This is a genomic window from Chelatococcus sp. XZ-Ab1 (assembly GCF_029309855.1).
GTDB classification, from domain to species: Bacteria; Pseudomonadota; Alphaproteobacteria; order Rhizobiales; family Beijerinckiaceae; genus Chelatococcus_A; species Chelatococcus_A sambhunathii.
Window position 1 is genome coordinate 95,553 of record NZ_JARKII010000003.1, and the last position, 20,800, is coordinate 116,352.

Consider the following 20,800-nt stretch of genomic DNA (forward strand, 5'->3'; position numbering starts at 1 on the left):
GGCGACCGCTCGCGGCCTCAGAGCATGGACGGCAGCACTCTGTCCGGCGGGCGATGGCCGTCGAGGAAGGTCTTGATGTTGACGATAACCTTCTCGCCCATGTCGACGCGCCCCTCGATGGTGGCCGAGCCCATGTGCGGCAGCAGCACCACCCGGTTCTGCCGCGCGAGCTTCAGCAGGCGCGGGTTCACCGACGGCTCGTGCTCGAAGACGTCGAGTCCCGCCCCGGCGAGGTCCCCCGCCTCGAGCATGCGGGCCAGCGCCACCTCGTCGACGATCTCGCCGCGCGCCGTGTTGACGAGCACGGCCTCGCGCTTCATCAGTTTGAGTCGCCGGGCCGACAGCAGGTGGTAGGTCGCGGGCGTGTGCGGGCAGTGGATGGAGACGATGTCCATGCGCGCCAGCATCTGGTCGAGCGAATCCCAGTAGGTCGCCTCGAGTTCCTCCTCCACGGCGGCGCTGACCCGTCGGCGGTTGTGATAGTGGATCGACAGGCCGAAGGCCTTGGCGCGGCGTGCCAGCGCCTGGCCGATGCGCCCCATGCCGACGATGCCGAGGCGCTTGCCGGTGATGCGCCGGCCCAGCATCCAGGTGGGCGACCAGCCCGGCCAGTCGCCGTCCGTCATCATGCGAGCGCCCTCGGGCAGGCGCCGGGCGACCGCGAGCAGCAGTGCCATCGTCATGTCGGCGGTGTCCTGCGTCAGCACCCCGGGCGTATTGGTCACGGTGATACCCCGCGACAGGGCCGTCTCAACGTCGATATGGTCGAAGCCGTTGCCAAAATTGGCGATGAGCTTGAGGCTCTCCCCCGCCTGGGCAAGCAGGGCCGCGTCGATCCTGTCGGTGATGGTCGGCACCAGCACATCCGCGGTGCGCACCGCCTCGACGAGTTGCTGCGCCGTCATGGGTGTGTCGTCGACATTGAGGCGCGCGTCGAACAATTCGCGCATGCGCGTCTCGATGATGTCCGGCAGGCGACGTGTGACGACGACGAGCGGCTTCTTTTTCATGAGGGAGGCCTCGCATCCGGGGCGACGTGTTCACCCCACGTTAAGCACAATCGGCAAGACATTGAGTTGAACACGGGTTGCGCTCAGCCCCCTGCAGCCGGCCCTTCATTCCACTTCTACACGTCGCCTCTGTAGCAAAGGAAGTCTGAAAGACAACCGGTAGAGAAGTCTAAGGTCGCTCCGGCCGTCCCCGACGCCTTCGGCCGACGTTCCCATCCGCCGAGCCCCCCGCAAAGTACAGCGATGCCCCACCTTGCCCGCCTCGTCCTCGCCCTTTTCGTCGTCGCCGTCGCTCCGTGTGGGAGGGTCGCGGCGCAGGCCGCAGACGCGCCAGTGGCGCGCGGCACGGTGAGCGGGCTACCGCTGCCGCGCTACGTCAGCCTGAAGTCGGATCGCGTCAATCTGCGCGAGGGGCCGTCGAAGGATCACCGCGTCACCTGGGTCTTTACACGCGCCGGCCTGCCGGTGGAGATCATCGCCGAGTTCGAGACGTGGCGGCGTATCCGGGATTCGGAGGGCAGCGACGGCTGGGTGCTGCACAGCCTGCTGTCCGGCCGGCGTACGGCGCTCGTCTCCCCCTGGAGCAAGGGCCAGATCTTCACGATGCGCGAGCGCGCCTCCGAGGAAGCCGCGGTGGTGGCGCGTCTCGAAGCGGGCGTCGTCGTGGACGTGCGCCGCTGCACCGGCACCTGGTGCGAAGTCGCCGTCTCCAACCGCCGCGGCTTCGTGGCGCAGGACAAGCTCTGGGGCGTCTATCCCAACGAGCGCATCGAGTGATCCAGGCCCGCCCCATCAGGCGGTCACGGTGCCGTTGCCGTGCGGGAAGCCGCGGTAGGGCAGGTCGCGGTCGACATCCTCGAGGTCGGACAGGAAGCGATCGGCCCAGCCGCCGATATCCGTATTGGCGAGCCCCTGCCACATGCGCCGCCAGCGCGCACGACGCTCGTCGAGAGGCATCATCAGCGCCTTCACATAGGCCGCCGCCGTGCCGTCGATGTCGTAGGGATTGACGATGAGCGCCCCGTCGAGGACCGAAGCGGCGCCGGCAAAGCGCGAGATGACGAGCACGCCCGGATCGTCCGGATCCTGCGAAGCGACATATTCCTTGGCGACGAGGTTCATGCCGTCGCGCAGGGGGGTGACCACGCCGACGCGGGCGAGCCGGTAGAGCCCGGCGAGCTCGCTGCGGTTGTAGGAGCGGTTGATATAGCGGATCGGCGTCCAGCTCACCTCGCCGTACTGGCCGTTGATGCGCCCGGCCGCCTCGCCCAACGCACGCTGCATGGCCGCATATTCGGGAATGTCGGCCCGGCTCTTGGGGGTGATCTGCAGGAAGGTGACGTGGGTGCGCCAGTCAGGCGCCGTCTGCAGCATACGCTCGAAGGCGTCGAGGCGCTGCGTCAGGCCCTTGGAATAGTCGAGCCGGTCGACGCCGATCATCATCGTGCGGCCGCCGAGGCTCTCACCCACCTCCTGGATGAAACGCGAGCGCGCCGCGCGCGCCGCCGTGCGGGCAAAGCCGAGGCGGTCGATCCCGACGGGATAGACCCCCGTGCGCAGCGCCCGCCCACCGACGGCGAACAGGCGCTTGCCGCTCGCGAAGGCGCCGGCCTCCTCGACGAGGTAGGAGCCGAAATTGTCGGCATCCTTGCGCGTCTGGAAGCCGACGAGGTCGCAGGCGGTCAAGGCGCGACCGATCTCCGCATGGTTCGGCAAGGCAAGGAAGATGTCGAGCGAAGGCCAGGGGATGTGCTGGAAATAGCCGATGCGGTTGTTGACGCCGCGCTCCCGCAGCGCCTCCGCGAGCGGAATGAGATGGTAATCGTGGATCCAGATGAGATCGTCCGGCGCGACATGCTCGACCAGCAGATCCGCGAAATAGCTATTGACACTGCGGTAGCCGGCAAGGTCCTTGCGGGCGAACTCGGTCAGGTCGAGCCGGTAGTGCAACAGGGGCCACAGGGCCCGGTTGGCGAAGCCATTGTAATATTCCTGGTGGTCCTCCTGCGACAGGTCGCAGACGGCATAGGTCACGTTCCCATGCGCAACGAGGGTCGCGGTCTTCTGGCGCTCGCCGATGCGCCCGCTCCACCCGAACCACAGGCCGCCCCGCTGGGCAAGGACATCGTTGAGGGCGACGGCGAGTCCGCCGGCGGTGGCCCCGCCCTTGCGCGAGGGCACCGCGACACGGTTTGAAACGACGATGAGCCTGCTCAAAACGCGTCCTCCCAGGATGCTGACAGCGAGAGGGCCGCGTGGATGAGGCCCACCATCGAATAAGTCTGCGGGAAATTGCCCCACAGCTCGCCGCTTTCGACGTGGATGCCTTCCGACAGGAGGCCGAGACTGTTGCGCCGCCCGAGCACGTCCTCGAACAGGACGCGCGCCTCCTCGCGCCGGCCAACCTTGGCGAGCGCCTCGATGTACCAGAGCGTGCAGATGGTGAAGGCCGTCTCCGGCTCGCCGAAGTCGTCCTCTCCGGCATAGCGGAAGAGGTGCGCTCCATGCCGTAGCCGCTGTCCGATGAAGTCGACCGTCGAGATGAAGCGGGGATCCTCCGCGTCGACGAGGCCGATGTCGGCGAGCAGCAGGAGGCTGGCGTCGACGTCGTCGCCGCCAAAGCGGCTCACGAAAGTGCCAAGCTCCGCGTTCCAGCCACGGGCGAAGATGCCTTCGCGGATGACGTCGGCCTGCTCGCGCCAGTAGACCGCCCGGTCGGGCAGGCCGAGCCGCCCGGCGATACGCGCCAGCCTGTCGCAGGCTGCCCAGCACATGGCGGAGGAGTGGGTGTGGACGTTGGCGAGCGTGCGGTATTCCCACAGGCCCGCATCGGGCTCCGCCCACAGCCGGGCGGCGTGCTCGCCGAGACCCTCGAGCCGCTCGAACAGCGCCACGTCGCCCTTGCGGATCAGCCGCTCGTCGAAGAAGCACTGGGAAATGGCGAGGACAACAGAGCCGTAGCCATCGTTCTGGCGCTGGCGGAAGGCGTCGTTGCCCCGCCGGACTGGGCCGAAGCCGCGATAGCCCGGCAGCGCCGGCACGATCTCCTCGTGCAGTTGCGCCTCGAACTGCAGGCCGAACAGCGGCTGCAGCTCCCGGTCACCGTTGCGCGCAACCACGTTGGAGACGTAGCTGATGTAGTCCTCCATGGTACGGGTCGCTCCGAGCCGGTTGAGGGCCCGCACAGTGAAGAAGGAATCGCGCAGCCAGCAGTAGCGGTAGTCCCACGTGCGTCCGCTGGCGCCGTATTCCGGCACCGAGGTCGTCAGGGCCGCGACGATGCCGCCCGTCTCCTCGTAGGCGCAGAGCTTGAGCGTGATGGCGGCGCGGATGACGACGTCCTGCCACTCGAAGGGAATGGCGAGATAGCGCACCCACTCGCGCCAGTAGTCCTCCGTGTTCTCGCAGAACTTGCCGAACAGCGTGGCCGGCGCCTCGGGCAGGGTTTCGTCGGGACCGAGGATCAGCGTCAAAGGCCGCTCGAGGATGAACGGCACCTCGTCCCGGATGAGGCCCGGCGAGCCATCGGTCGTCAGGCGCAGCACCTGCTCGCCGAGGTGGTAGCGGATGGTGTTGGAGCCGCGTGTCGTCTCGGCGCGCTCGCGGCCGTAGTCATGGGATGGCCTGATACGCACCCTGATCATGGGGGAGCCGACGAGGGGCTCGACCGAACGCATGAGCATCGCCGGGCGGAAGAGCCGGCCGTACATCTTGAAGCGCGGAACGAGGTCGACGATGCGCACCTTGGAGCCGTCCTCGGCTTCGAGGACGGTTTCGAGGATGGCGGTGTTGGGCCAATAGCGCCGCTCGCTGCGCGTGAAGCCCTGGAGGTCGATTTCGAAGACGCCTTCGTCGCCCTGCGCGGAGGCGCCGAGCAGGCTATGGAAGACGGGGTCGCCGTCGAGCCGCGGGAAGCAGGACCACACGATCCGTCCTCGCCGGTCGATCAGCGCAGCGATGGCGCTGTTGCCGACGACGCCGAGATCGAGATCGCTCATGCCCTGCCCCCCTGCCTCCCGCCCGCGGCCGCATCTGCCAGGAAGGCGCGCACAGCGGGCGGATCATCCAGATACAAATCTGCTCCGACCGCTTCGGGTTCCCGGCCTACCGCGACGGCAATGCCGTTGAGGGCCCGTGCCGCGGCGAAAGCATCCTCGTCCGTCCGATCGTCGCCGAAGAAGACGGGCCGCCGGCCGAGGAAGGGCTCCTCCAACATGAAGGCGTCGAGCGCCGAGCCCTTGTGCGCCCCGGTGGTGCGCAGTTCCACCACGCACTTGCCGGGCAGTGCGGCGAGGGTGCCGCCGCTCTCGCGCGCGAGATCTTCCGCAAGGGACCTGACGGCCTCGAAGGCCTCGGGCGCCGCGCGGTAGTGCACGGCGATCGACAGGCCCTTGTCTTCGATGATGATGCCCGGCACTGCGGCGAAGGCGGTGCAGATGGCCTGTCGCGCGGCGGCGAGGGTGGGAGGCGCGGGAAAGCGCTGGCACACGCCGCCCGCGCTGCGCCGCTCCAGCCCGTGCAGCGCGCCGACGGCGGCGACGGCATCGCCGAAGCGCGTGTCGATCCAGGCGAGCGAGCGCCCGCTCAAAAGCGCCAGCGCCCCGTCGTAGCGCAGCCGCGCCCGGACGAGGTCTCGGCACAGCGCGTCCGACACGACGACGTCGTCCGGTCGGGCCGCCATGTCGACGAGCGTCCCGTCGATGTCGAAGAAGAGGGCGAAAGCGTCGGCGCGGGCGATGATCTCTTCGAATGCGTGCATCATGGGCGCGAGCGCGCGGCGCTCAGTCCTTGCGCCGCAGACGGACCACGACATCGACGCGGGCGATCTCCATGCCCTCCGGCGGCGTCGGCAGGTCTCCCACCGTGATGGCGGGGCCGGGAATGTCCATCATCTTGTCCTCGCCCTCGACGAAGAAGTGATGGTGGTCCGAGAGGTTGGTGTCGAAATAGGTCTTGGAACCGTCCACCGCGAGCTCGCGCAGGAGGCCAGCCTGCGTGAACTGGTGCAGCGTGTTGTAGACGGTGGCGAGGGAGACTGGCACGCGCGCCCGCGTCGCCTCCTCGTAGAGCATCTCAGCCGAGACGTGCCGATCCCCCTTGGCGAAGAGGAGCCAGCCGAGCGAGACGCGCTGGCGGGTGGGCCTTAACCCGACCCGGCGCAGCTTCTCGCGCAGTTCGTGGAACGGGCACCCCCGACGCTCACCGTGGACGGTCGCAGGCGCCTGCGACGGGGCTCGAGAGCCCTCCTGCAGGCGTGCGGGAACGTCCGTCTCCCGGCGGGAATGCACTTGCTCGCTCATGTCTGCCAATGGCCCGGAAATTGCTATCTGTTCGCATTATCATATGGATTGGCTCGCGCGATCGCAACCCGCGGGAGGTGATGCCCAGGGCGTCGCCTCCGCTCGGTGGGCGCAAAAGCGCCGTTCCCCGCTTTCGGCCTCGCGGTCACTATGTTAGGAGAGCCCGGTGCATCGGGCTCATAGCGCCTGGTTCGTGACAATCGAATGAAGGGATCGTCCGAGGATTATGGAGCGGCAGTCGAACTTCAGCTACGAGGAACTTCTCGCCTGCGGCCGCGGCGAGTTGTTCGGCGCCGGCAATGCCCAACTGCCGCTGCCCCCCATGCTCATGTTCGACCGGATCACCGCGATCGCCGAGGAGGGTGGCGCCAACGGCAAGGGCTTGGTGCGTGCCGAGCTCGACGTGCGCTCGGACCTCTGGTTCTTCGGCTGCCATTTCAAGGGCGATCCGGTCATGCCGGGCTGCCTCGGCCTCGACGCCCTGTGGCAGATGGTCGGCTTCTTCCTCGGATGGCTCGGCTCCCCGGGACGCGGGCGGGCGCTCGGCGTCGGCGAGGTCAAGTTCGTCGACCAGGTGCTGCCGACCGTCAAGCAGGTGGTCTACGGCGTCGATCTGAAGCGCGTCTTCCGGTCCAAGCTCGTGCTCGGCATCGCCGACGGCTGGGTGGAGGCCGACGGCAAGCGCATTTACGAGGCCAGGGACCTCAGGGTCGGCCTGTTCCAGGCCGAGGCCGGCAGCGCGGCCTGATTGCACGGCAGGTAGACAGCCCCGTTCGGGCCCCCCACATAGGGCACTGAGCCCGTTTGGTTGATCTGAGGAAAGGATACGGCTGCCATGAGGCGCGTCGTCGTCACCGGGATGGGCATCGTCTCGTCCATCGGCAACAACACGCAGGAGGTACTCGCCTCCCTGCGCGAAGCGCGGTCGGGCATCGTCTTCGCCGACGACTATGCCAAGCTCGGTTTCCGCTGCCAGGTCCATGGCGCGCCGGCGCTGAACCCTGAGGAGGTTGTCGACCGGCGCGCCATGCGCTTCCTCGGCACCGGGGCAGCGTGGAACCACGTCGCCATGGAGCAGGCAATCCAGGACGCCGGGCTCGAGGCCGGCGAGGTCAGCCACGAGCGCACCGGCATCATCATGGGCTCGGGTGGTCCCTCCACCCGCACGCTTGTCGAGGCCGCCGACATCGCCCGCACCAAGGGGCCGAAGCGCATCGGCCCCTTCGCCGTGCCGAAGGCCATGTCCTCCACCGCTTCCGCGACGCTCGCCACCTGGTTCAAGATCAAGGGCGTCAACTATTCGATCTCCTCGGCCTGCGCGACGTCCAATCATTGCATCGGCAATGCCTACGAGACGATCCAGTACGGCAAGCAGGACGTGATCTTCGCCGGCGGCTGCGAAGAACTGGACTGGACGTTGTCCATGCTCTTCGACGCCATGGGCGCCATGTCCACCAAATACAACGAGCAGCCGCGCACGGCGTCGCGCGCCTATGACAGGAACCGCGACGGCTTCGTTATCGCCGGCGGCGCGGGCGTGCTCGTCCTCGAAGAACTGGAGCACGCCAAGGCGCGCGGCGCCAAGATCTACGGCGAGATCGTCGGCTACGGCGCCACCTCCGACGGCTATGACATGGTCGCCCCCTCCGGTGAGGGCGCCGTGCGCTGCATGCGCATGGCCCTCGAGAGCGTGAAGGTGCCGGTCGACTACATCAACCCGCACGCCACCTCGACGCCAGTGGGCGACGAGAAGGAGATCGAGGCCATCCGCGAGGTCTTCGGCGGTAAGTGCCCGCCGATCTCGGCGACCAAGTCGCTGACCGGCCACTCGCTCGGCGCCACCGGCGTGCAGGAGGCGATCTATTCGCTGCTCATGATGAACAACGGCTTCATCTGCGAGAGCGCCAATATCGAGGAGCTCGATCCCATCTTCGCCGACATGCCCATCGTGCGCGAGCGCATCGACAACGCCAAGCTCGGCTGCGTGCTGTCCAATTCCTTCGGCTTTGGCGGCACAAACGCAACCATCGTCATGAAGCAGCTCGACGCGTAAGCGGCGGGCCATACCGGGAGTGCCTCCTTGACAGGGCTCATGCACGGAAAGCGCGGCCTCATCATGGGCGTCGCGAACGATCACTCGATTGCCTGGGGCATTGCCAAGACACTTCGCCAGCACGGCGCCGAGCTCGCCTTCACCTACCAGGGCGAAGCGCTGAAGAAGCGCGTGGCGCCGCTGGCCGAATCGCTCGATTCGACGCTTATCATGCCCTGCGACGTGGAGGATATCGCCACCGTCGACGCGGTCTGCGACGAATTGAAAGACGCCTGGGGCAGCCTCGATTTCGTCGTCCACGCCATCGGCTTCTCGGACAAGAACGAACTCAAGGGCCGCTACGCCGACACGACCCGCGCCAATTTCTCGCGCACCATGGTCATCTCCTGCTTCTCCTTCACGGAGATCGCCAAGCGCGCCGCGGCGCTGATGCCGAACGGCGGCTCCCTGCTCACGCTGACCTATGGCGGCTCGACGCGGGTGATGCCGAACTACAATGTCATGGGCGTCGCCAAGGCCGCGCTCGAGGCGAGCGTGCGCTATCTCGCCGCCGATTTCGGCGCCGAGGGCATCCGCGTCAATGCCATCTCGGCGGGACCCGTGCGCACGCTGGCCGGCGCCGGCGTCGCCGACGCGCGCCTCATGTTCAACTACCAGAAGGCCCATGCGCCCCTGCGTCGCACAGTGACCATCGAGGAGGTCGGCGGCTCCGCCCTCTACCTCCTGTCCGACCTGTCGAGCGGGGTGACGGGCGAGATCCACTACGTCGATTCCGGCTATAATATCATCTCGATGCCGCGGCCGGACGTGCTCAAGGCCCAGGAGAAGGCGGAAGCCGCGAGCGAGCGGCTCGCCGATCCGGCAACGGCCTGAACGGACGGGCGTTCACCGTCTCGTGAGACCGCAGCGATTGACGCGGCCCGCGAGCCGGTGCACCCACAGGCCCATGGTCCAGCCTTCACGCCGCACGATCATCCAGGGCCTCGCCGGCGCACTCGTCGCCGGCGGCTCGGCACAGGCGCTCGCCGCCGCCATCACGGCACCGCACAACCGCGTGCCCAGCGAGCTCGTCAACGAGATCGCGCTCCTGCCCATCCGCATCGCGGTGGGCAGCGCCCAGCCCGACATCACGATCGTCGAGTTCTTCGACTACAACTGCCCTTGGTGCCGGCAGTCGTGCCGGGACGCGGCCGCCCTTCTCAAGAGCGAGCAGGACCTCGCCTATGTTCTCGTCAACTATCCGATCCTGAGCGAGCAATCGGTCGAGGCGGCGCGCATCGCCCTCGCCTTTGCCGAGATGCGGCCGGCGGCGGATTATTTCGAGCTGCACCAGCGCATCTTCGGCCTCAAGGGCCGCATCGATGCGCAGCGCACCTTCGACATCGCCGCCACCTTCCCGCTCGACAAGCACGAGCTCCTGAAGCGGGCCGATTCGGAGGCGGTGACGAACGCCCTGGGCCAGGCCGTGACGCTCGGCTCCGACCTCGGCTTCAACGCCACCCCCTCCTATACGGTGATGACGGAGGCCTTCCACGGCTTCGTTCCCCTCGCCGACAAGCGCGCCGTCATCGCCAACCTGCGCGCCTGCGAGGCCGTCACCTGCTGAGCGGCGTCAGAACCGGTAGCTGACGCCCGCCCGGACGAGATGGTTGGTCAGGTCCCCCTTCACCCGGGCGCCGTCGCCGAGCACAATCTTCTGGCCGCCATAGCGCACGAAGTCGTATTCCGCCCGCAGGGCCAGGCGATCGGTCATCGCATATTCGACGCCGCCGCCGAGGAGATAGCCGCCACGCCAGCCATCGCGCGTATGGCCGTCCTTGACGTCGATGTTGGACCGGGCATAGCCGGCGGTGGTGAAGACGAGGAGCCGGCCGACGGCAACACCCGCACGGAGCTTGGCCGCGAGCATCCAGCTCTGGTCGATGCGTGCGCCGCCGAGCGCCGGGCCCGAGCCGCTCTTGCCGCCGAGATAGGCGGCCTCGAGCTCGCCGCCGAGCGCGAACAAGCCGAGCTGCGTGAGATAACCGGCATGCGCGCCGCCGGTGAAGCCACCCTCGGACCTGGCGCCGCGGCCGAAGCTCGCCCGCCGGTAGCCACCATTGACGCCGATGTAGGCGCCGCTCCATGTGAAGGTGGGCGGCGCAGCATAGGACGACGTCGTGTCGTAGAGGCGCGGGGCGGGGTCCGCGGCGAGAGCCCCGGCGGTGCCGGCGAGGACGAGGGCCGGGACGGCGAATATACGCAGATGCATGAAAAGTTGCTCCAAGTGGGAGGAATGCGGCGGCCATGGCCTGCCGCTGCGCCGTCCCGTGCAGGACGCGCCGCAGCCGGCCATTGCGTTGCGGGCGGCGGCAGGGATGGGGGCCCTGCGCGCCGCGCCGGCTGCGGCGCGCATCAGACCGTCGGGACGGCACTGACGAATGCTTCTCTCGCCGCCGGGCATTGCCGCTCCATTACGGAACGGATGCTTCCTTCGGAAAAAGCAGCGAGACCCGTGCGCCGCCCTCCTCGGCCTCGCCGATGGTGACGGTGCCCCCATGCAACGCCATGACCTGCGCGACGATGGCGAGGCCAAGCCCGGCGCCGGCGCCCGCCCCGGCGCGCGCGAAGGGTTTCATCACTTCCGCCCTGAGGGCCTCGGGCACACCCGCTCCGCGGTCCGTGACAGCAATCTCACCATGGGCCACGCTGACGGTGACCAGCCCGCCGCCGTGACGAACGGCATTTTCGACAAGGTTGGTCAGGGCCAGTCTCAGCGCCATCTCGCTGCCGGTGACGATAACCGGCCGCGGCGCCTCGAGCGCCAGCTCCGTGTCCGCGGCGAGCGCCGCCGGCGCCTGCTCCGCCACGACCATGCGCGCCAGCGCCACGAGGTCCACGCGCGCCCGCGCCAGGGGCTGGCCGGACAGGCGCGCCAGATGCAGCAATGTCGCCACGATGCCCGACAGGCGCTGCACGTCCGCGATCAGCTCGGCCCGCAGGCCGACGTCCCGCACGCGCTCGAGGCGCATCCGCATCCTCGTCAGCGGCGTGCGCAACTCGTGAGCGGCGTTCGACAGAAAGGTCCGCTGCGCCTGCGCGGCGGCGTCGATCCGCTCGAGCGCTCGGTTAAAGGCGCCGGCGAGCGGCCTGAGCTCCGCCGGGGCCTGCGCCGCCGGCAGCCGTCGGCCGGCCGGCAGCCCGTCGATGGCTTCGGCCGCGCCGGCCATGGCGTGGACCGGCCGGGCGATCAGCCGCGGGATGGCCCAGACGGCGGCGATCATGACGAGCAGGAGGAAAACGCCATAGGCGACGATCAGCGGCGTATTGTGGCCAAAGCCGAACAGCAGTTCCTCGACCAGCGAGAAGGTGACGCCGCCGAGCTCGATCATCACCGGGCCGGCGCGTGTCTCCTCGCTCGCGGCATAGCCGAGCAGGCGCCTCTCGCCGACGACATACTCGAACTGCGCATGGTCGATCCGCCCGGCCCAGCCCTGCAGCCAGGCTCCGGCCGGTGGCTGCGCCGGTCCGCCGGAGACGGCCTCGTCGCCCGCGCGCACAACGTACCAGAAGAACGGCCGGTCCGCTTCCAGCGCGGCGAGCGCCTTGCTCGCTTTCAGGATGAGGCGGCCGTCCGCGTCCCGGTCAACGGCGTCGCGCAGGATACGCGCGGCATATTTTGAGCCTTCGGGCGACTTGTCGGGATCGCCGATGGTGACGAGCACCGAGATGAGCAGGACAGTGACGCCCACGAGGAGTACGGCCGTGAGGCATGCCACGGCCACGCTCGCGCGGAAGGTGATGGAGCGGGGCAACCTCACGACGCGCTCAGCATGTAGCCGACACCCCGCACCGATCGGATGACGACCTCGCAATCGGCCTCACGCAGCCGGCGGCGCAGCCGCGAGACGTGCGAGTCGAGCGCGTTCGACTGGATATCGTCGTCGAAGCAATAGACGGCGCCCTCCAGCGCCTCGCGCAGGACGACGCGGCCCGCCCGGCGCGCGAGCAGTTCGAGCAGCGCAAGTTCGCGCCGCGGCAGTACGATCGGCGTATCGTCGCGGTGCACCGAACGCTGCACGCTGTCGAAGCGCAGGTTGCCGACGCGGATGACGGTGTCGCGCGCCGCCGAGAGGCGCCGCAGGACGGCTCGCATGCGGGCAATGAGCTCCGCCGGCTCGAAGGGCTTGCCGACATAGTCGTCGGCACCGCCGTCGAGGGCGTTCGCGATCTCCTCGGGGTCGTCGAGGGCGGTGAGGAGGATGGTGCCCGGCTGGGGGCGGAGCACCCGCAGTTCCGCCAGGAGGCTCATCCCCTCACCATCCGGCAGTTGCCGGTCGATGACGACGAGATCGAAGGCGGCGACGGCGATCGCCGCCCGCGCGTCCTCGAGCGAGGTCACGAGGTCGCACGGCCCGAGCGCCTGCGTCAGCGTGGCGCGCAGCCACGCCCCGAGTTCGGGATCGTCTTCGATGACGAGTACACGCATGATCAGCCCCTTGATCCGCCGCTCCCGCATTGGCGGCGCAACATTACGCCAGCATGACCGGCCACCCGCCGCGCGCGCCGGGCAGTGCAGCCCTGCGCGGGCGGACTGGCCATCCGCGGCCGTTCGTCCTATTGGCTGGATGCACAAAAAAACGGCTTTCCGATACGGTGCGCCGCAACGGAAGCGGAGGAAACATGACGCAGCAGGCGAGCGCCCTGCCGCAGCGCGACGTCCGCATCATCGGCCTCGTCGGCGCGGCCCATTTTGCGAGCCACTTCTTCCAGCTGGTGCTGCCGCCACTATTCCCCTTCATCCGTGACGGGCTCGGGGTCAGCTATACGCAGCTCGGCGTTGCGATGGCGGTGTTCTATGCCGTCTCCGGCATTGGCCAGGTGGCCGCCGGCTTTCTCGTCGACCGCTACGGCCCGCAGCGAATCTTGCCCGCGGGCATCGCGCTCTTCGGCCTCGCGACGATCCTCGCCGGCCTCGCACCAGCCTACTGGATGCTGATCGTCGTCGCGATCGTCGCCGGCCTCGGCAACTGCGTCTTCCATCCGGCCGACTTCTCGGTGATGACGGCGCGCGTGACACCCTCGCGCCTTGCCCGCGCCTACAGCATCCACACGGTCTCCGGCACGCTTGGCTGGGCGGCGGCGCCGGTGACGCTGCTTCTCCTCAACGACCTCCTCGACTGGCGCATGGCGCTCATCGTCACCGGCGCGGCCGGCATCGTCTTCGCGCTCTATGTCGCCACGCAGCACCTGTTCCTGCGCGTCGCGCCCCATGAGCCTCATGCCGCCGACTCGGCAAGGCCGCCACAGGGCTCCCCCAGTACGGCGCAACTGCTCTTCGCCGCGCCGGTCGTGCTGTGCTTCGTCTATTTCACTTTGCTGTCGATCGCGCAGACCGGCATGCAGAGCTTCCTGCCGAGCCTGATGCCGCACGTGCAGGCGATCACCTTCGCCCTCGCCACCACCGCGACGACAGTCTATCTCGTCGCCAGCGCCACCGGCTCGCTCATCGGCGGCTTCCTCGCCGACCGGACGAGCAACCACGAGCGCATCGTCGGCGGCGGCCTCGTCGGCGCCGGCGTGCTCACGCTCGCGCTCGGCTATATCCCGCTGGCGCTCGCCACCGCCTTCGCGACGGTGGCCGTGGCGGGCTTCCTCACCGGCATCACCATTCCCTCGCGCGACATGCTGGTGCGCTCGGCGACGCCGGCCGGCTCGACCGGCAAGATCTTCGGCTTCGTCTATTCCGGCCTCGACCTCGGGGCGATGCTGGCCCCGGTCGCGATCGGCCTTTTCCTCGATGGAGGGCAGGCGCATCTTGCCTTCGCCTTCATGGCGGCGGCGCTGATCGGCACCATCACCGCGGCCTTCCTCGTCAAGTGGGGCACGCGCCGGGCCGCCGTGCGGGCGACGAACATATAAAGACTTCTTTATGTCTTTATTGCCTGCAGGCGGCGCGGCTGCTATAGGTCGCGCCGAACCTAACGCCGTACTGAAATCACGGATCGTCCCGCCATGACCCAGGACTATATCGTCAAGGACATTTCGCTGGCCGAGTGGGGCCGCAAGGAGATCGCCATCGCCGAAAGCGAGATGCCCGGCCTCATGGCCGTGCGCGAGGAGTTCGGCCCGAGCCAGCCGCTCAAGGGCGCCCGCATCGCCGGCTCCCTGCACATGACCATCCAGACCGCCGTGCTGATCGAGACGCTGAAGGCGCTCGGCGCCGACATCCGCTGGGTGTCGTGCAACATCTATTCGACGCAGGACCATGCCGCCGCGGCCATCGCCGCCGCCGGCATCCCCGTCTTCGCCGTCAAGGGCGAGACGCTGAAGGACTACTGGGACTACACCGCCAGGCTGTTCGACTGGCACGGCGGCGGCGTGCCCAACATGATCCTCGATGATGGCGGCGACGCCACCATGTTTGTCCATGCCGGCGTGCGCGCCGAGGCGGGCGACACCGCCTTCCTCGACAAGCCCGGCTCCGAGGAGGAGGAGATCTTCTTCGCCCTCATCAAGCGCATGCTCGTCGAGAAGCCGAAGGGCTGGTTCGGCGAGGTCGCCCGCTCCATCAAAGGCGTGTCCGAGGAGACGACGACGGGCGTGCACCGCCTCTACATGCTGGCCAAGGAGGGCAAGCTCCTCTTCCCCGCCATCAACGTCAACGACTCCGTGACGAAGTCGAAGTTCGACAATCTCTACGGCTGCCGCGAGTCGCTCGTCGACGGCATCCGCCGCGGTACGGACGTGATGATGGCCGGCAAGGTGGCCATGGTCGCCGGCTTCGGCGACGTGGGCAAGGGCTCGGCCGCCTCGCTGCGCAACGCCGGCTGCCGCGTCATGGTGTCGGAGGTCGACCCCATCTGCGCCCTGCAGGCGGCGATGGAGGGCTACGAGGTGACGACGATGGAGGACGCCGCCCCGCGCGCCGACATCTTCGTGACGGCCACCGGCAACAAGGACGTCATCACCGTCGACCACATGCGCGCCATGAAGGATCGCGCCATCGTCTGCAACATCGGCCACTTCGACAACGAGATCCAGGTCGCCGGCCTCAAGAACTTCAAGTGGCACAACGTCAAGCCGCAGGTGGACGAGATCGAGTTCCCCGACGGCAAGCGCATCATCCTCCTGTCGGAGGGCCGCCTCGTGAACCTCGGCAACGCCACGGGCCACCCCTCCTTCGTGATGAGTGCCTCCTTCACCAACCAGACGCTGGCGCAGATCGAGCTCTTCACCAAGCAGGGCAAGTACGAGAAGACCGTCTATACGCTGCCCAAGCATCTCGACGAGAAGGTCGCGATGCTGCACCTCGCCAAGATCGGCGTGAAGCTGTCGAAGCTCTCGGACGAGCAGGCGGCCTATATCGGCGTCACGCCGCAGGGCCCGTTCAAGCCCGAGCACTACCGCTACTGACACCGGCGTTCTCCACACGCATCCACATGGATCGCCCGGTGGCCGCCACCGGGCGATTTGCCTTTTGTTAACCACTTCCTGCAGAAGTCGTTGAAACGCTACAGTGGCTCGATTCGCGGCCTGGGCGAGCGCGTGCGCGCGGCGGCGGAAGCGAGGATCGGACGATGCAGGGAGCAACGAGGGCTGGCGAACGGCGGGGGGTGCATTCCTCCCGCGCGATCCCCGCGCTCTCGTCCATGGGCCTCGCCATGAGCCTCGCCGGCCTCCCTGCGCCCGCCGCGGCTCAAGGGCTCGCGCCGCTCATCAGCCGCGCCGCGCCGCAGGATTTCGCCGGCCTAGCCCTCGTGCTTGGCCTGATCGCCTTCGCCACCACCACTGCCCTCGTACATCTCAGGGAGCGCCGCCGCTGGGCGCGACAGGAGGCGCTGCTCGCCGGGGAGAACGAGGAGCTACGCGCTCGAGCCGACCGTGTCGCCATGCTGGTCGCCACCGAGCCGCAGCTGCTCGTGAGCTGGCACGGGCGCGACGCCGAGCCGCAGATAGAAGGCGACGTCGGCATCCTCGGTGAAGGCGCCTCGGGCCGTCGGGTGCTCGCCTTCGGCTCCTGGCTGCCCGCGGCCGGGGCGCAGGCGCTGGAACGGGCGCTGGAGCGCCTGAAGGAGCGCGGCGAGCGCTTCCAGATGAATCTGAGGGCCACCAGCGGCGCTTATTACGAGGCCGAGGGCCGGGCCATTGGCGGCCGTGCCGTGCTCCGTCTGCGTGAGGTCACAGGCGACCGTCTCGACCTGCTGCGCCATCGCGACGCCCTCGCCGAAGCTCAGGCGGAAAGGCGCGCGCTCGCCGGCGTGCTCGATGGCCTGCCCGAGCCTGCTTGGCGTCGGGATGCCGAAGGCAGGCTCATCTGGGTCAATCGCGCCTATGCCAAGGCCGTCGAGGCGGCCGATCCTGCCGAGGCGGTGAGCCGCGGCCTCGAATTGCTTGATGCGCCGACACGCAAAGCCATGGAACGCCAACGTGCGGCGGGCGCAACCTATCGCGACCGCGTCACCGCTGTCGTGGCCGGGGCGCGGCGGGTGCTGGACGTGACCGAGACGCCGAGCGTCGACGGCACCGCCGGCATCGCCATCGACGTGTCCGAGCTCGAAGCCGTCCGCTCCGATCTCGAGCGGCAGATGGCGGCGCATGTGCGGACGCTCGACCAGTTGCCGACTGCCGTCGCCATCTTCGATGCCGGCCAGCGTCTCACCTTCTGCAACGCCGCCTATCGCGAACTGTGGCAGCTCGACGCCACCTTCCTCGAGGCCGGCCCGACGGACAGCGAGGTGCTCGATGAATTGCGCGCTCGCCGTCGGCTGCCCGAACAGGCTGACTTTCGCGCATGGAAGGCCGACGTTCTCGCCGCGCACCGCTCGGTCGAGCCGCAGGAGCACTGGTGGTACCTGCCGGACGGGCGCACCCTGCGCGTCCTCGCCAACCCCAATCCGAAGGGCGGCGTCACGTACCTGTTCGACGACGTGAGCGAGCGCTTCAATCTCGAATCGCGCTTCAACGCCCTGCTCAGCGCCCAGGGCGAGACCCTGAACTCCCTGCGCGAGGGCGTCGCTGTCTTCGGCTCGAACGGCCATCTCAAACTCTGCAACCCGGCCTTCGGCCACCTGTGGCAGCTCTCGGAAGACGTGCTGGCCGACCTGCCGCACATCGACGACGTGATCCGTCTGTGCGGCCTACTGGCCCCGCGGCAGGAGGCCTGGGACGTCATCCGCGGCGCCGTCGCCGGCGTGCACGACACGCGCACCGGCTTCGCTGCGCGCATGGACCGGCGCGACGGAACGGTCATCGATTGCGTCACCGCGCCATTGCCGGATGGCTCGACCCTCCTCACCTTCACCGACGTGACGGCGAGTGTAGAGGTGGAGCGGGCGCTGAAGGAAAGGAACCAGGCGCTCGAACAGGCCTCGCGCCTGCGCGAGGACTTCGTCCACCACGTCTCCTACGAACTGCGCTCGCCGCTGACCAACATCATCGGCTTCGTGCAGCTGCTCGATGCCGAGACGGTCGGCCCACTCAATGACAAGCAGCGCGAATACGCCTCGCATATCACCAAGTCCTCGGCGGCCTTGCTCGCCATCATCAACGATATTCTCGATCTCGCCACGGTCGACAACGGCGCCATCGCCCTCGCCTGCGAGGAGATCGATATCCGCGAGACGATCGATGCCGCGCTCACCGGCCTGCAGGACCGCTTGGCAGAGCGCGACATCGGGGTCGCCATCGACGTGCCGGCCGACATCGGCCGCTTCGTCGCCGATGCCAAGCGCGTGCGTCAGGTGCTGTTCAACCTGTTGTCGAACGCCATCGGCTTCTCCGATCCCGGCCAGACCGTCACCGTCACGGCGCGCCGCGAGGGCGAGGAGGTCGTCTTCACGGTCAGCGATACCGGGCGGGGTATCGCGCCGGAGGTTCGGGCCCGCGTCTTCGACCGCTTCGAGAGCCACACCCTCGGCTCCGGCCACCGCGGCGTCGGGCTCGGTCTCTCCATCGTGCGCTCCTTCGTCGAGCTGCACGGCGGCACGGTGGCGCTCGATTCGGCGCCCGGCCGCGGCACCACAGTGACCTGCCGCTTTCCCCGCGTGCCGAGCCGCACGGCAGCGGAGTAACGAGTTGGCTTTCGAGTGGACGAGACGATGGTGAGTTCTCCCTTCCCGGCCGGGCAGGCTGCGGCTTCCGGCACGCGCGGCGGCGGCGAGGCGGCGACGGCTACCTGGCAGCTCGACCTGCCGAACGAGGCCGCGACGCAGCGCCTCGCCGAGGTGCTGTGCGAGGAGCTGAAGGCGGGCGATCTCGTCACTTTGTCGGGGGACCTCGGTGCAGGCAAGACCACCTTCGCCCGCAGCCTCATCCGCACCCTCGCGGGCGATGCGGGCCTCGAGGTGCCGAGCCCGACCTTCACCCTGATGCAGCTCTACGACACCGCGTGCCCGCCGGTGGTGCATGCCGATTTCTACCGGCTCGGCGGCGCGGATGAGCTCACCGACCTCGGCTGGGAGGAGGCCTGCGAAGGCGCACTTGTCCTCGTCGAATGGCCGCAGAAGGCCGAGGAGGCCCTGTCACCCGACCGGCTGGACATCGCCTTCCATCTCCTGCCGCACGAGCATCCCGGGCGCCGCCGGATCGTGATGACCGGCTACGGCCGCTTCGCGCCGCGGCTCTTCCGGTTGCGCGCGATCCGCACATTGCTCGACGCTGCCGGCTGGGGCGACGCCGAGCGCCGGCACATCCAGGGCGACGCCTCCTATCGCGAATACGAGCGCCTCATCAGGCCGGACGGCGCAACCGCCGTATTGATGATCTCGCCGCCCCGGCCGCCGGGCCCCGTGCTCCGCGGCATCAAGCCCTATCCGATCGCGGCGAAGCTCGCCCTCACCGTCCATCCCTTCGTCGCCGTCGACAAAGGTCTCAGGGCCCTCGGCTTCAGCGCACCGGACATCTACGCCGCCGATCTCGACACCGGCCTCCTGCTGCTCGAGGACCTCGGCAGTGAGCCAGTCATCGCCGACGGCTCCCCCATCCCGGAGCGCTACCGCGAGGCGACCCTGCTGCTTGCGAAGCTCCACGGCACCACCTTGCCGGACGTCCTGCCCGTGGCAGACGGCATCGATCACGTCATCCCGCCCTACGACCTCGAGGCGCTGTTGACGGAGGTCGAGCTCATCATCGACTGGTATGCCCCTCACATCGGCGGCAAGGCCTTGTCCGCCGTCGCCCGCGCTCAGTTCAACACCTTGTGGACGCGCCTGCTGGCGGATGTCGTGACTGCCCCCTCCACCTGGACGCTGCGCGACTTCCACTCACCGAACCTCATCTGGCTGCCGGAGCGACAGGGGCTCGCCCGACTCGGCCTCCTCGACTTTCAGGATGCTGTCCTCGGCCACCCGGCCTACGACCTCGCAGCCTTGCTGCAGGATGCGCGCGTCACCGTGCCGGCCGAGCTCGAACTGTCGCTGCTCGGCGCCTATGCCCGGGCCCGGCAGGGGCAGGATCCGGACTTCGACGTTGGCGGCTTCGCCGCCGCCTATGCCGTCCTTGCCGCCCAGCGGGGCACCAAGCTGTTCGGCACCTTCGCGCGCCTTGCCAAGCGCGACGGCAAGAGCATCTATCTCAACCACCTGCCGCGGCTCAGGACTTATCTGGTGCGCAACCTGGCCCATCCGGTGTTGTCCGAGCTGCGGCTCTGGTATGAGACGCACCTGCCGGCGCTCGTCGCCGACACCTGACCTTTCGCGATGCGAACACGATGAGCCGCCCTGCCGCCATGCCTCGCCGCACCATGCCTCGCCGTGCCATGATCCTTGCAGCCGGGCTCGGCAAGCGCATGCGCCCGATCACCGCCACGACGCCGAAGCCACTCGTGCGCGTGGCGGGGCGCTCCCTGCTCGACCGGGCGCTCGACAGGCTCGCGGCCGCTGGCGTCGAGGATGTCGTCATCAACGTCCATTATCTCGCCGACCTCGTCGAGCAGCACGCTCGCCGGCGCAAGGGCGGGCCGAAGGTGCACATCTCCGACGAACGGCAGAAGCTCCTCGACACCGGCGGCGGCATCCGCAAGGCGCTGCCCCTCCTCGGCGAGGAGCCGTTCTTCCTCGTCAACAGCGACACCTTGTGGCTTGAGGGCCCGCTGCCGAACCTCGACCTCCTGGCCGACGAATGGGACGCTCAGCGGATGGACATCCTGCTGCTGATGGCCCCGACTGCGACGAGCCTCGGCTACGACGGACGCGGCGACTTCTCCATGGATGCCTCCGGCCGCCTGACGCGCCGTCCCGAGCGCGAGGTCGTGCCGTTTGCCTATGCGGGCGTCGCCATCGTTAAGCCGCAGCTCTTCGCCGACGCGCCGGAGGGCCCGTTCTCGCTCAACCGCATTTTCGATGAGGTGGCGGAGCGGGGCCGGCTTCACGGCGCACGCATCGAGGGCCAGTGGCTGCATGTCGGCACGCCCGAGGCACTGCGCGCGGCCGAGGCCCGCTTCGCCACGACGGACTGAC

At 68.5% G+C, this 20,800-nt stretch carries 18 protein-coding genes; 10 read left to right on the forward strand and 8 right to left on the reverse strand.

Annotated elements, in window-relative coordinates:
- Positions 1-17: 17 nt before the first annotated feature.
- On the reverse strand, positions 18-1,010 hold the full coding sequence (locus P2T65_RS06345; RefSeq protein ID WP_055459401.1) for a D-glycerate dehydrogenase: 993 nt from the start codon (positions 1,008-1,010) through the stop codon (positions 18-20).
- 243 nt (positions 1,011-1,253) lie between these two features.
- On the opposite strand from P2T65_RS06345, the gene P2T65_RS06350 reads away from it, so the two are divergent.
- Positions 1,254-1,787: an SH3 domain-containing protein gene (locus tag P2T65_RS06350; RefSeq protein WP_055459402.1), complete on the forward strand. Its 534-nt coding sequence runs from the start codon at positions 1,254-1,256 to the stop codon at positions 1,785-1,787.
- Between the two features lie 15 nt (positions 1,788-1,802).
- Here the strand turns inward: P2T65_RS06350 and otsA are convergent, their stop codons facing one another.
- The 4 genes from otsA to irrA are packed head-to-tail and all read right to left on the reverse strand — an operon-like array spanning position 1,803 to position 6,310.
- The gene (gene otsA / locus P2T65_RS06355; RefSeq protein ID WP_055459403.1) at positions 1,803-3,227 is read right to left on the reverse strand and encodes an alpha,alpha-trehalose-phosphate synthase (UDP-forming); all 1,425 of its coding nucleotides are present in this window, start codon (positions 3,225-3,227) and stop codon (positions 1,803-1,805) included.
- Positions 3,224-5,008 carry a glycoside hydrolase family 15 protein gene (locus tag P2T65_RS06360; RefSeq protein WP_276199429.1) on the reverse strand — a complete coding sequence of 595 codons (1,785 nt, stop codon included), beginning with the start codon at positions 5,006-5,008 and terminating at the stop codon, positions 3,224-3,226. The genes otsA and P2T65_RS06360 overlap by 4 nt, the downstream gene beginning before the upstream one ends.
- On the reverse strand, positions 5,005-5,772 hold the full coding sequence (gene otsB / locus P2T65_RS06365) for a trehalose-phosphatase (protein ID WP_063189643.1): 768 nt from the start codon (positions 5,770-5,772) through the stop codon (positions 5,005-5,007). Before otsB ends, P2T65_RS06360 begins: the two co-directional genes overlap by 4 nt.
- 19 nt (positions 5,773-5,791) lie before the next feature.
- On the reverse strand, positions 5,792-6,310 hold the full coding sequence (irrA, locus tag P2T65_RS06370; protein WP_096335286.1) for an iron response transcriptional regulator IrrA: 519 nt from the start codon (positions 6,308-6,310) through the stop codon (positions 5,792-5,794).
- A 226-nt stretch (positions 6,311-6,536) separates the two neighbouring features.
- On the opposite strand from irrA, the gene fabA reads away from it, so the two are divergent.
- From fabA to P2T65_RS06390, 4 genes are all read left to right on the forward strand, one after another.
- The gene (gene fabA, locus P2T65_RS06375; RefSeq protein ID WP_276199430.1) at positions 6,537-7,058 is read left to right on the forward strand and encodes a 3-hydroxyacyl-[acyl-carrier-protein] dehydratase FabA; all 522 of its coding nucleotides are present in this window, start codon (positions 6,537-6,539) and stop codon (positions 7,056-7,058) included.
- Between the two features lie 87 nt (positions 7,059-7,145).
- Positions 7,146-8,363: a beta-ketoacyl-ACP synthase I gene (fabB, locus tag P2T65_RS06380; RefSeq protein WP_055459407.1), complete on the forward strand. Its 1,218-nt coding sequence runs from the start codon at positions 7,146-7,148 to the stop codon at positions 8,361-8,363.
- A gap of 27 nt (positions 8,364-8,390) precedes the next feature.
- Positions 8,391-9,236, forward strand: a complete 846-nt coding sequence (gene fabI, locus P2T65_RS06385; protein ID WP_276199431.1) for an enoyl-ACP reductase FabI — start codon at positions 8,391-8,393, stop codon at positions 9,234-9,236.
- A gap of 73 nt (positions 9,237-9,309) precedes the next feature.
- Positions 9,310-9,969: a DsbA family protein gene (locus P2T65_RS06390; RefSeq protein WP_071923016.1), complete on the forward strand. Its 660-nt coding sequence runs from the start codon at positions 9,310-9,312 to the stop codon at positions 9,967-9,969.
- Positions 9,970-9,975: 6 nt separating this feature from the next.
- Here the strand turns inward: P2T65_RS06390 and P2T65_RS06395 are convergent, their stop codons facing one another.
- From P2T65_RS06395 to P2T65_RS06405, 3 genes are all read right to left on the reverse strand, one after another.
- Positions 9,976-10,614: an outer membrane beta-barrel protein gene (locus P2T65_RS06395; RefSeq protein ID WP_055459410.1), complete on the reverse strand. Its 639-nt coding sequence runs from the start codon at positions 10,612-10,614 to the stop codon at positions 9,976-9,978.
- 202 nt (positions 10,615-10,816) lie between these two features.
- Positions 10,817-12,163 (reverse strand): HAMP domain-containing sensor histidine kinase, encoded by a 1,347-nt coding sequence (locus P2T65_RS06400; RefSeq protein WP_141659681.1) that lies wholly within the window; start codon positions 12,161-12,163, stop codon positions 10,817-10,819.
- A complete protein-coding gene (locus tag P2T65_RS06405) occupies positions 12,160-12,831 on the reverse strand; it encodes a response regulator transcription factor (RefSeq protein ID WP_055459631.1) in 672 nt (223 codons plus the stop codon). Before P2T65_RS06405 ends, P2T65_RS06400 begins: the two co-directional genes overlap by 4 nt.
- A gap of 194 nt (positions 12,832-13,025) precedes the next feature.
- On the opposite strand from P2T65_RS06405, the gene P2T65_RS06410 reads away from it, so the two are divergent.
- The 5 genes from P2T65_RS06410 to P2T65_RS06430 all read left to right on the forward strand — a co-directional run bounded on the left by P2T65_RS06410 (position 13,026) and on the right by P2T65_RS06430 (position 20,799).
- Entirely contained in the window at positions 13,026-14,264 is a 1,239-nt protein-coding gene (locus tag P2T65_RS06410; RefSeq protein WP_276199432.1) for an MFS transporter, read from the forward strand.
- Positions 14,265-14,357: 93 nt separating this feature from the next.
- Complete coding sequence (ahcY, locus tag P2T65_RS06415; protein ID WP_055459412.1) at positions 14,358-15,758, forward strand: adenosylhomocysteinase; 1,401 nt, start codon at positions 14,358-14,360, stop codon at positions 15,756-15,758.
- A 164-nt stretch (positions 15,759-15,922) separates the two neighbouring features.
- Positions 15,923-18,415, forward strand: coding sequence for a PAS domain-containing sensor histidine kinase (locus tag P2T65_RS06420; RefSeq protein ID WP_276199433.1), 2,493 nt, complete (start codon positions 15,923-15,925; stop codon positions 18,413-18,415).
- 27 nt (positions 18,416-18,442) lie between these two features.
- The gene (gene tsaE, locus P2T65_RS06425; RefSeq protein WP_245316255.1) at positions 18,443-20,032 is read left to right on the forward strand and encodes a tRNA (adenosine(37)-N6)-threonylcarbamoyltransferase complex ATPase subunit type 1 TsaE; all 1,590 of its coding nucleotides are present in this window, start codon (positions 18,443-18,445) and stop codon (positions 20,030-20,032) included.
- Between the two features lie 20 nt (positions 20,033-20,052).
- Complete coding sequence (locus P2T65_RS06430) at positions 20,053-20,799, forward strand: nucleotidyltransferase family protein (protein ID WP_210165994.1); 747 nt, start codon at positions 20,053-20,055, stop codon at positions 20,797-20,799.
- Position 20,800: the final 1 nt, after the last annotated feature.

Bases quoted from the DNA above. Each gene is read 5' to 3' on its own strand.
- P2T65_RS06345 (WP_055459401.1), bottom strand. From the start codon at position 1,010: ATGAAAAAGAAGCCGCTCGTCGTCGTCACACGTCGCCTGCCGGACATC.
- P2T65_RS06350 (WP_055459402.1), top strand. From the start codon at position 1,254: ATGCCCCACCTTGCCCGCCTCGTCCTCGCCCTTTTCGTCGTCGCCGTC.
- P2T65_RS06360 (WP_276199429.1), bottom strand. From the start codon at position 5,008: ATGAGCGATCTCGATCTCGGCGTCGTCGGCAACAGCGCCATCGCTGCG.
- otsB (WP_063189643.1), bottom strand. From the start codon at position 5,772: ATGATGCACGCATTCGAAGAGATCATCGCCCGCGCCGACGCTTTCGCC.
- irrA (WP_096335286.1), bottom strand. From the start codon at position 6,310: ATGAGCGAGCAAGTGCATTCCCGCCGGGAGACGGACGTTCCCGCACGC.
- fabA (WP_276199430.1), top strand. From the start codon at position 6,537: ATGGAGCGGCAGTCGAACTTCAGCTACGAGGAACTTCTCGCCTGCGGC.
- fabB (WP_055459407.1), top strand. From the start codon at position 7,146: ATGAGGCGCGTCGTCGTCACCGGGATGGGCATCGTCTCGTCCATCGGC.
- P2T65_RS06390 (WP_071923016.1), top strand. From the start codon at position 9,310: ATGGTCCAGCCTTCACGCCGCACGATCATCCAGGGCCTCGCCGGCGCA.
- P2T65_RS06395 (WP_055459410.1), bottom strand. From the start codon at position 10,614: ATGCATCTGCGTATATTCGCCGTCCCGGCCCTCGTCCTCGCCGGCACC.
- P2T65_RS06405 (WP_055459631.1), bottom strand. From the start codon at position 12,831: ATGCGTGTACTCGTCATCGAAGACGATCCCGAACTCGGGGCGTGGCTG.
- P2T65_RS06410 (WP_276199432.1), top strand. From the start codon at position 13,026: ATGACGCAGCAGGCGAGCGCCCTGCCGCAGCGCGACGTCCGCATCATC.
- ahcY (WP_055459412.1), top strand. From the start codon at position 14,358: ATGACCCAGGACTATATCGTCAAGGACATTTCGCTGGCCGAGTGGGGC.
- P2T65_RS06420 (WP_276199433.1), top strand. From the start codon at position 15,923: ATGCAGGGAGCAACGAGGGCTGGCGAACGGCGGGGGGTGCATTCCTCC.
- tsaE (WP_245316255.1), top strand. From the start codon at position 18,443: ATGGTGAGTTCTCCCTTCCCGGCCGGGCAGGCTGCGGCTTCCGGCACG.
- P2T65_RS06430 (WP_210165994.1), top strand. From the start codon at position 20,053: ATGAGCCGCCCTGCCGCCATGCCTCGCCGCACCATGCCTCGCCGTGCC.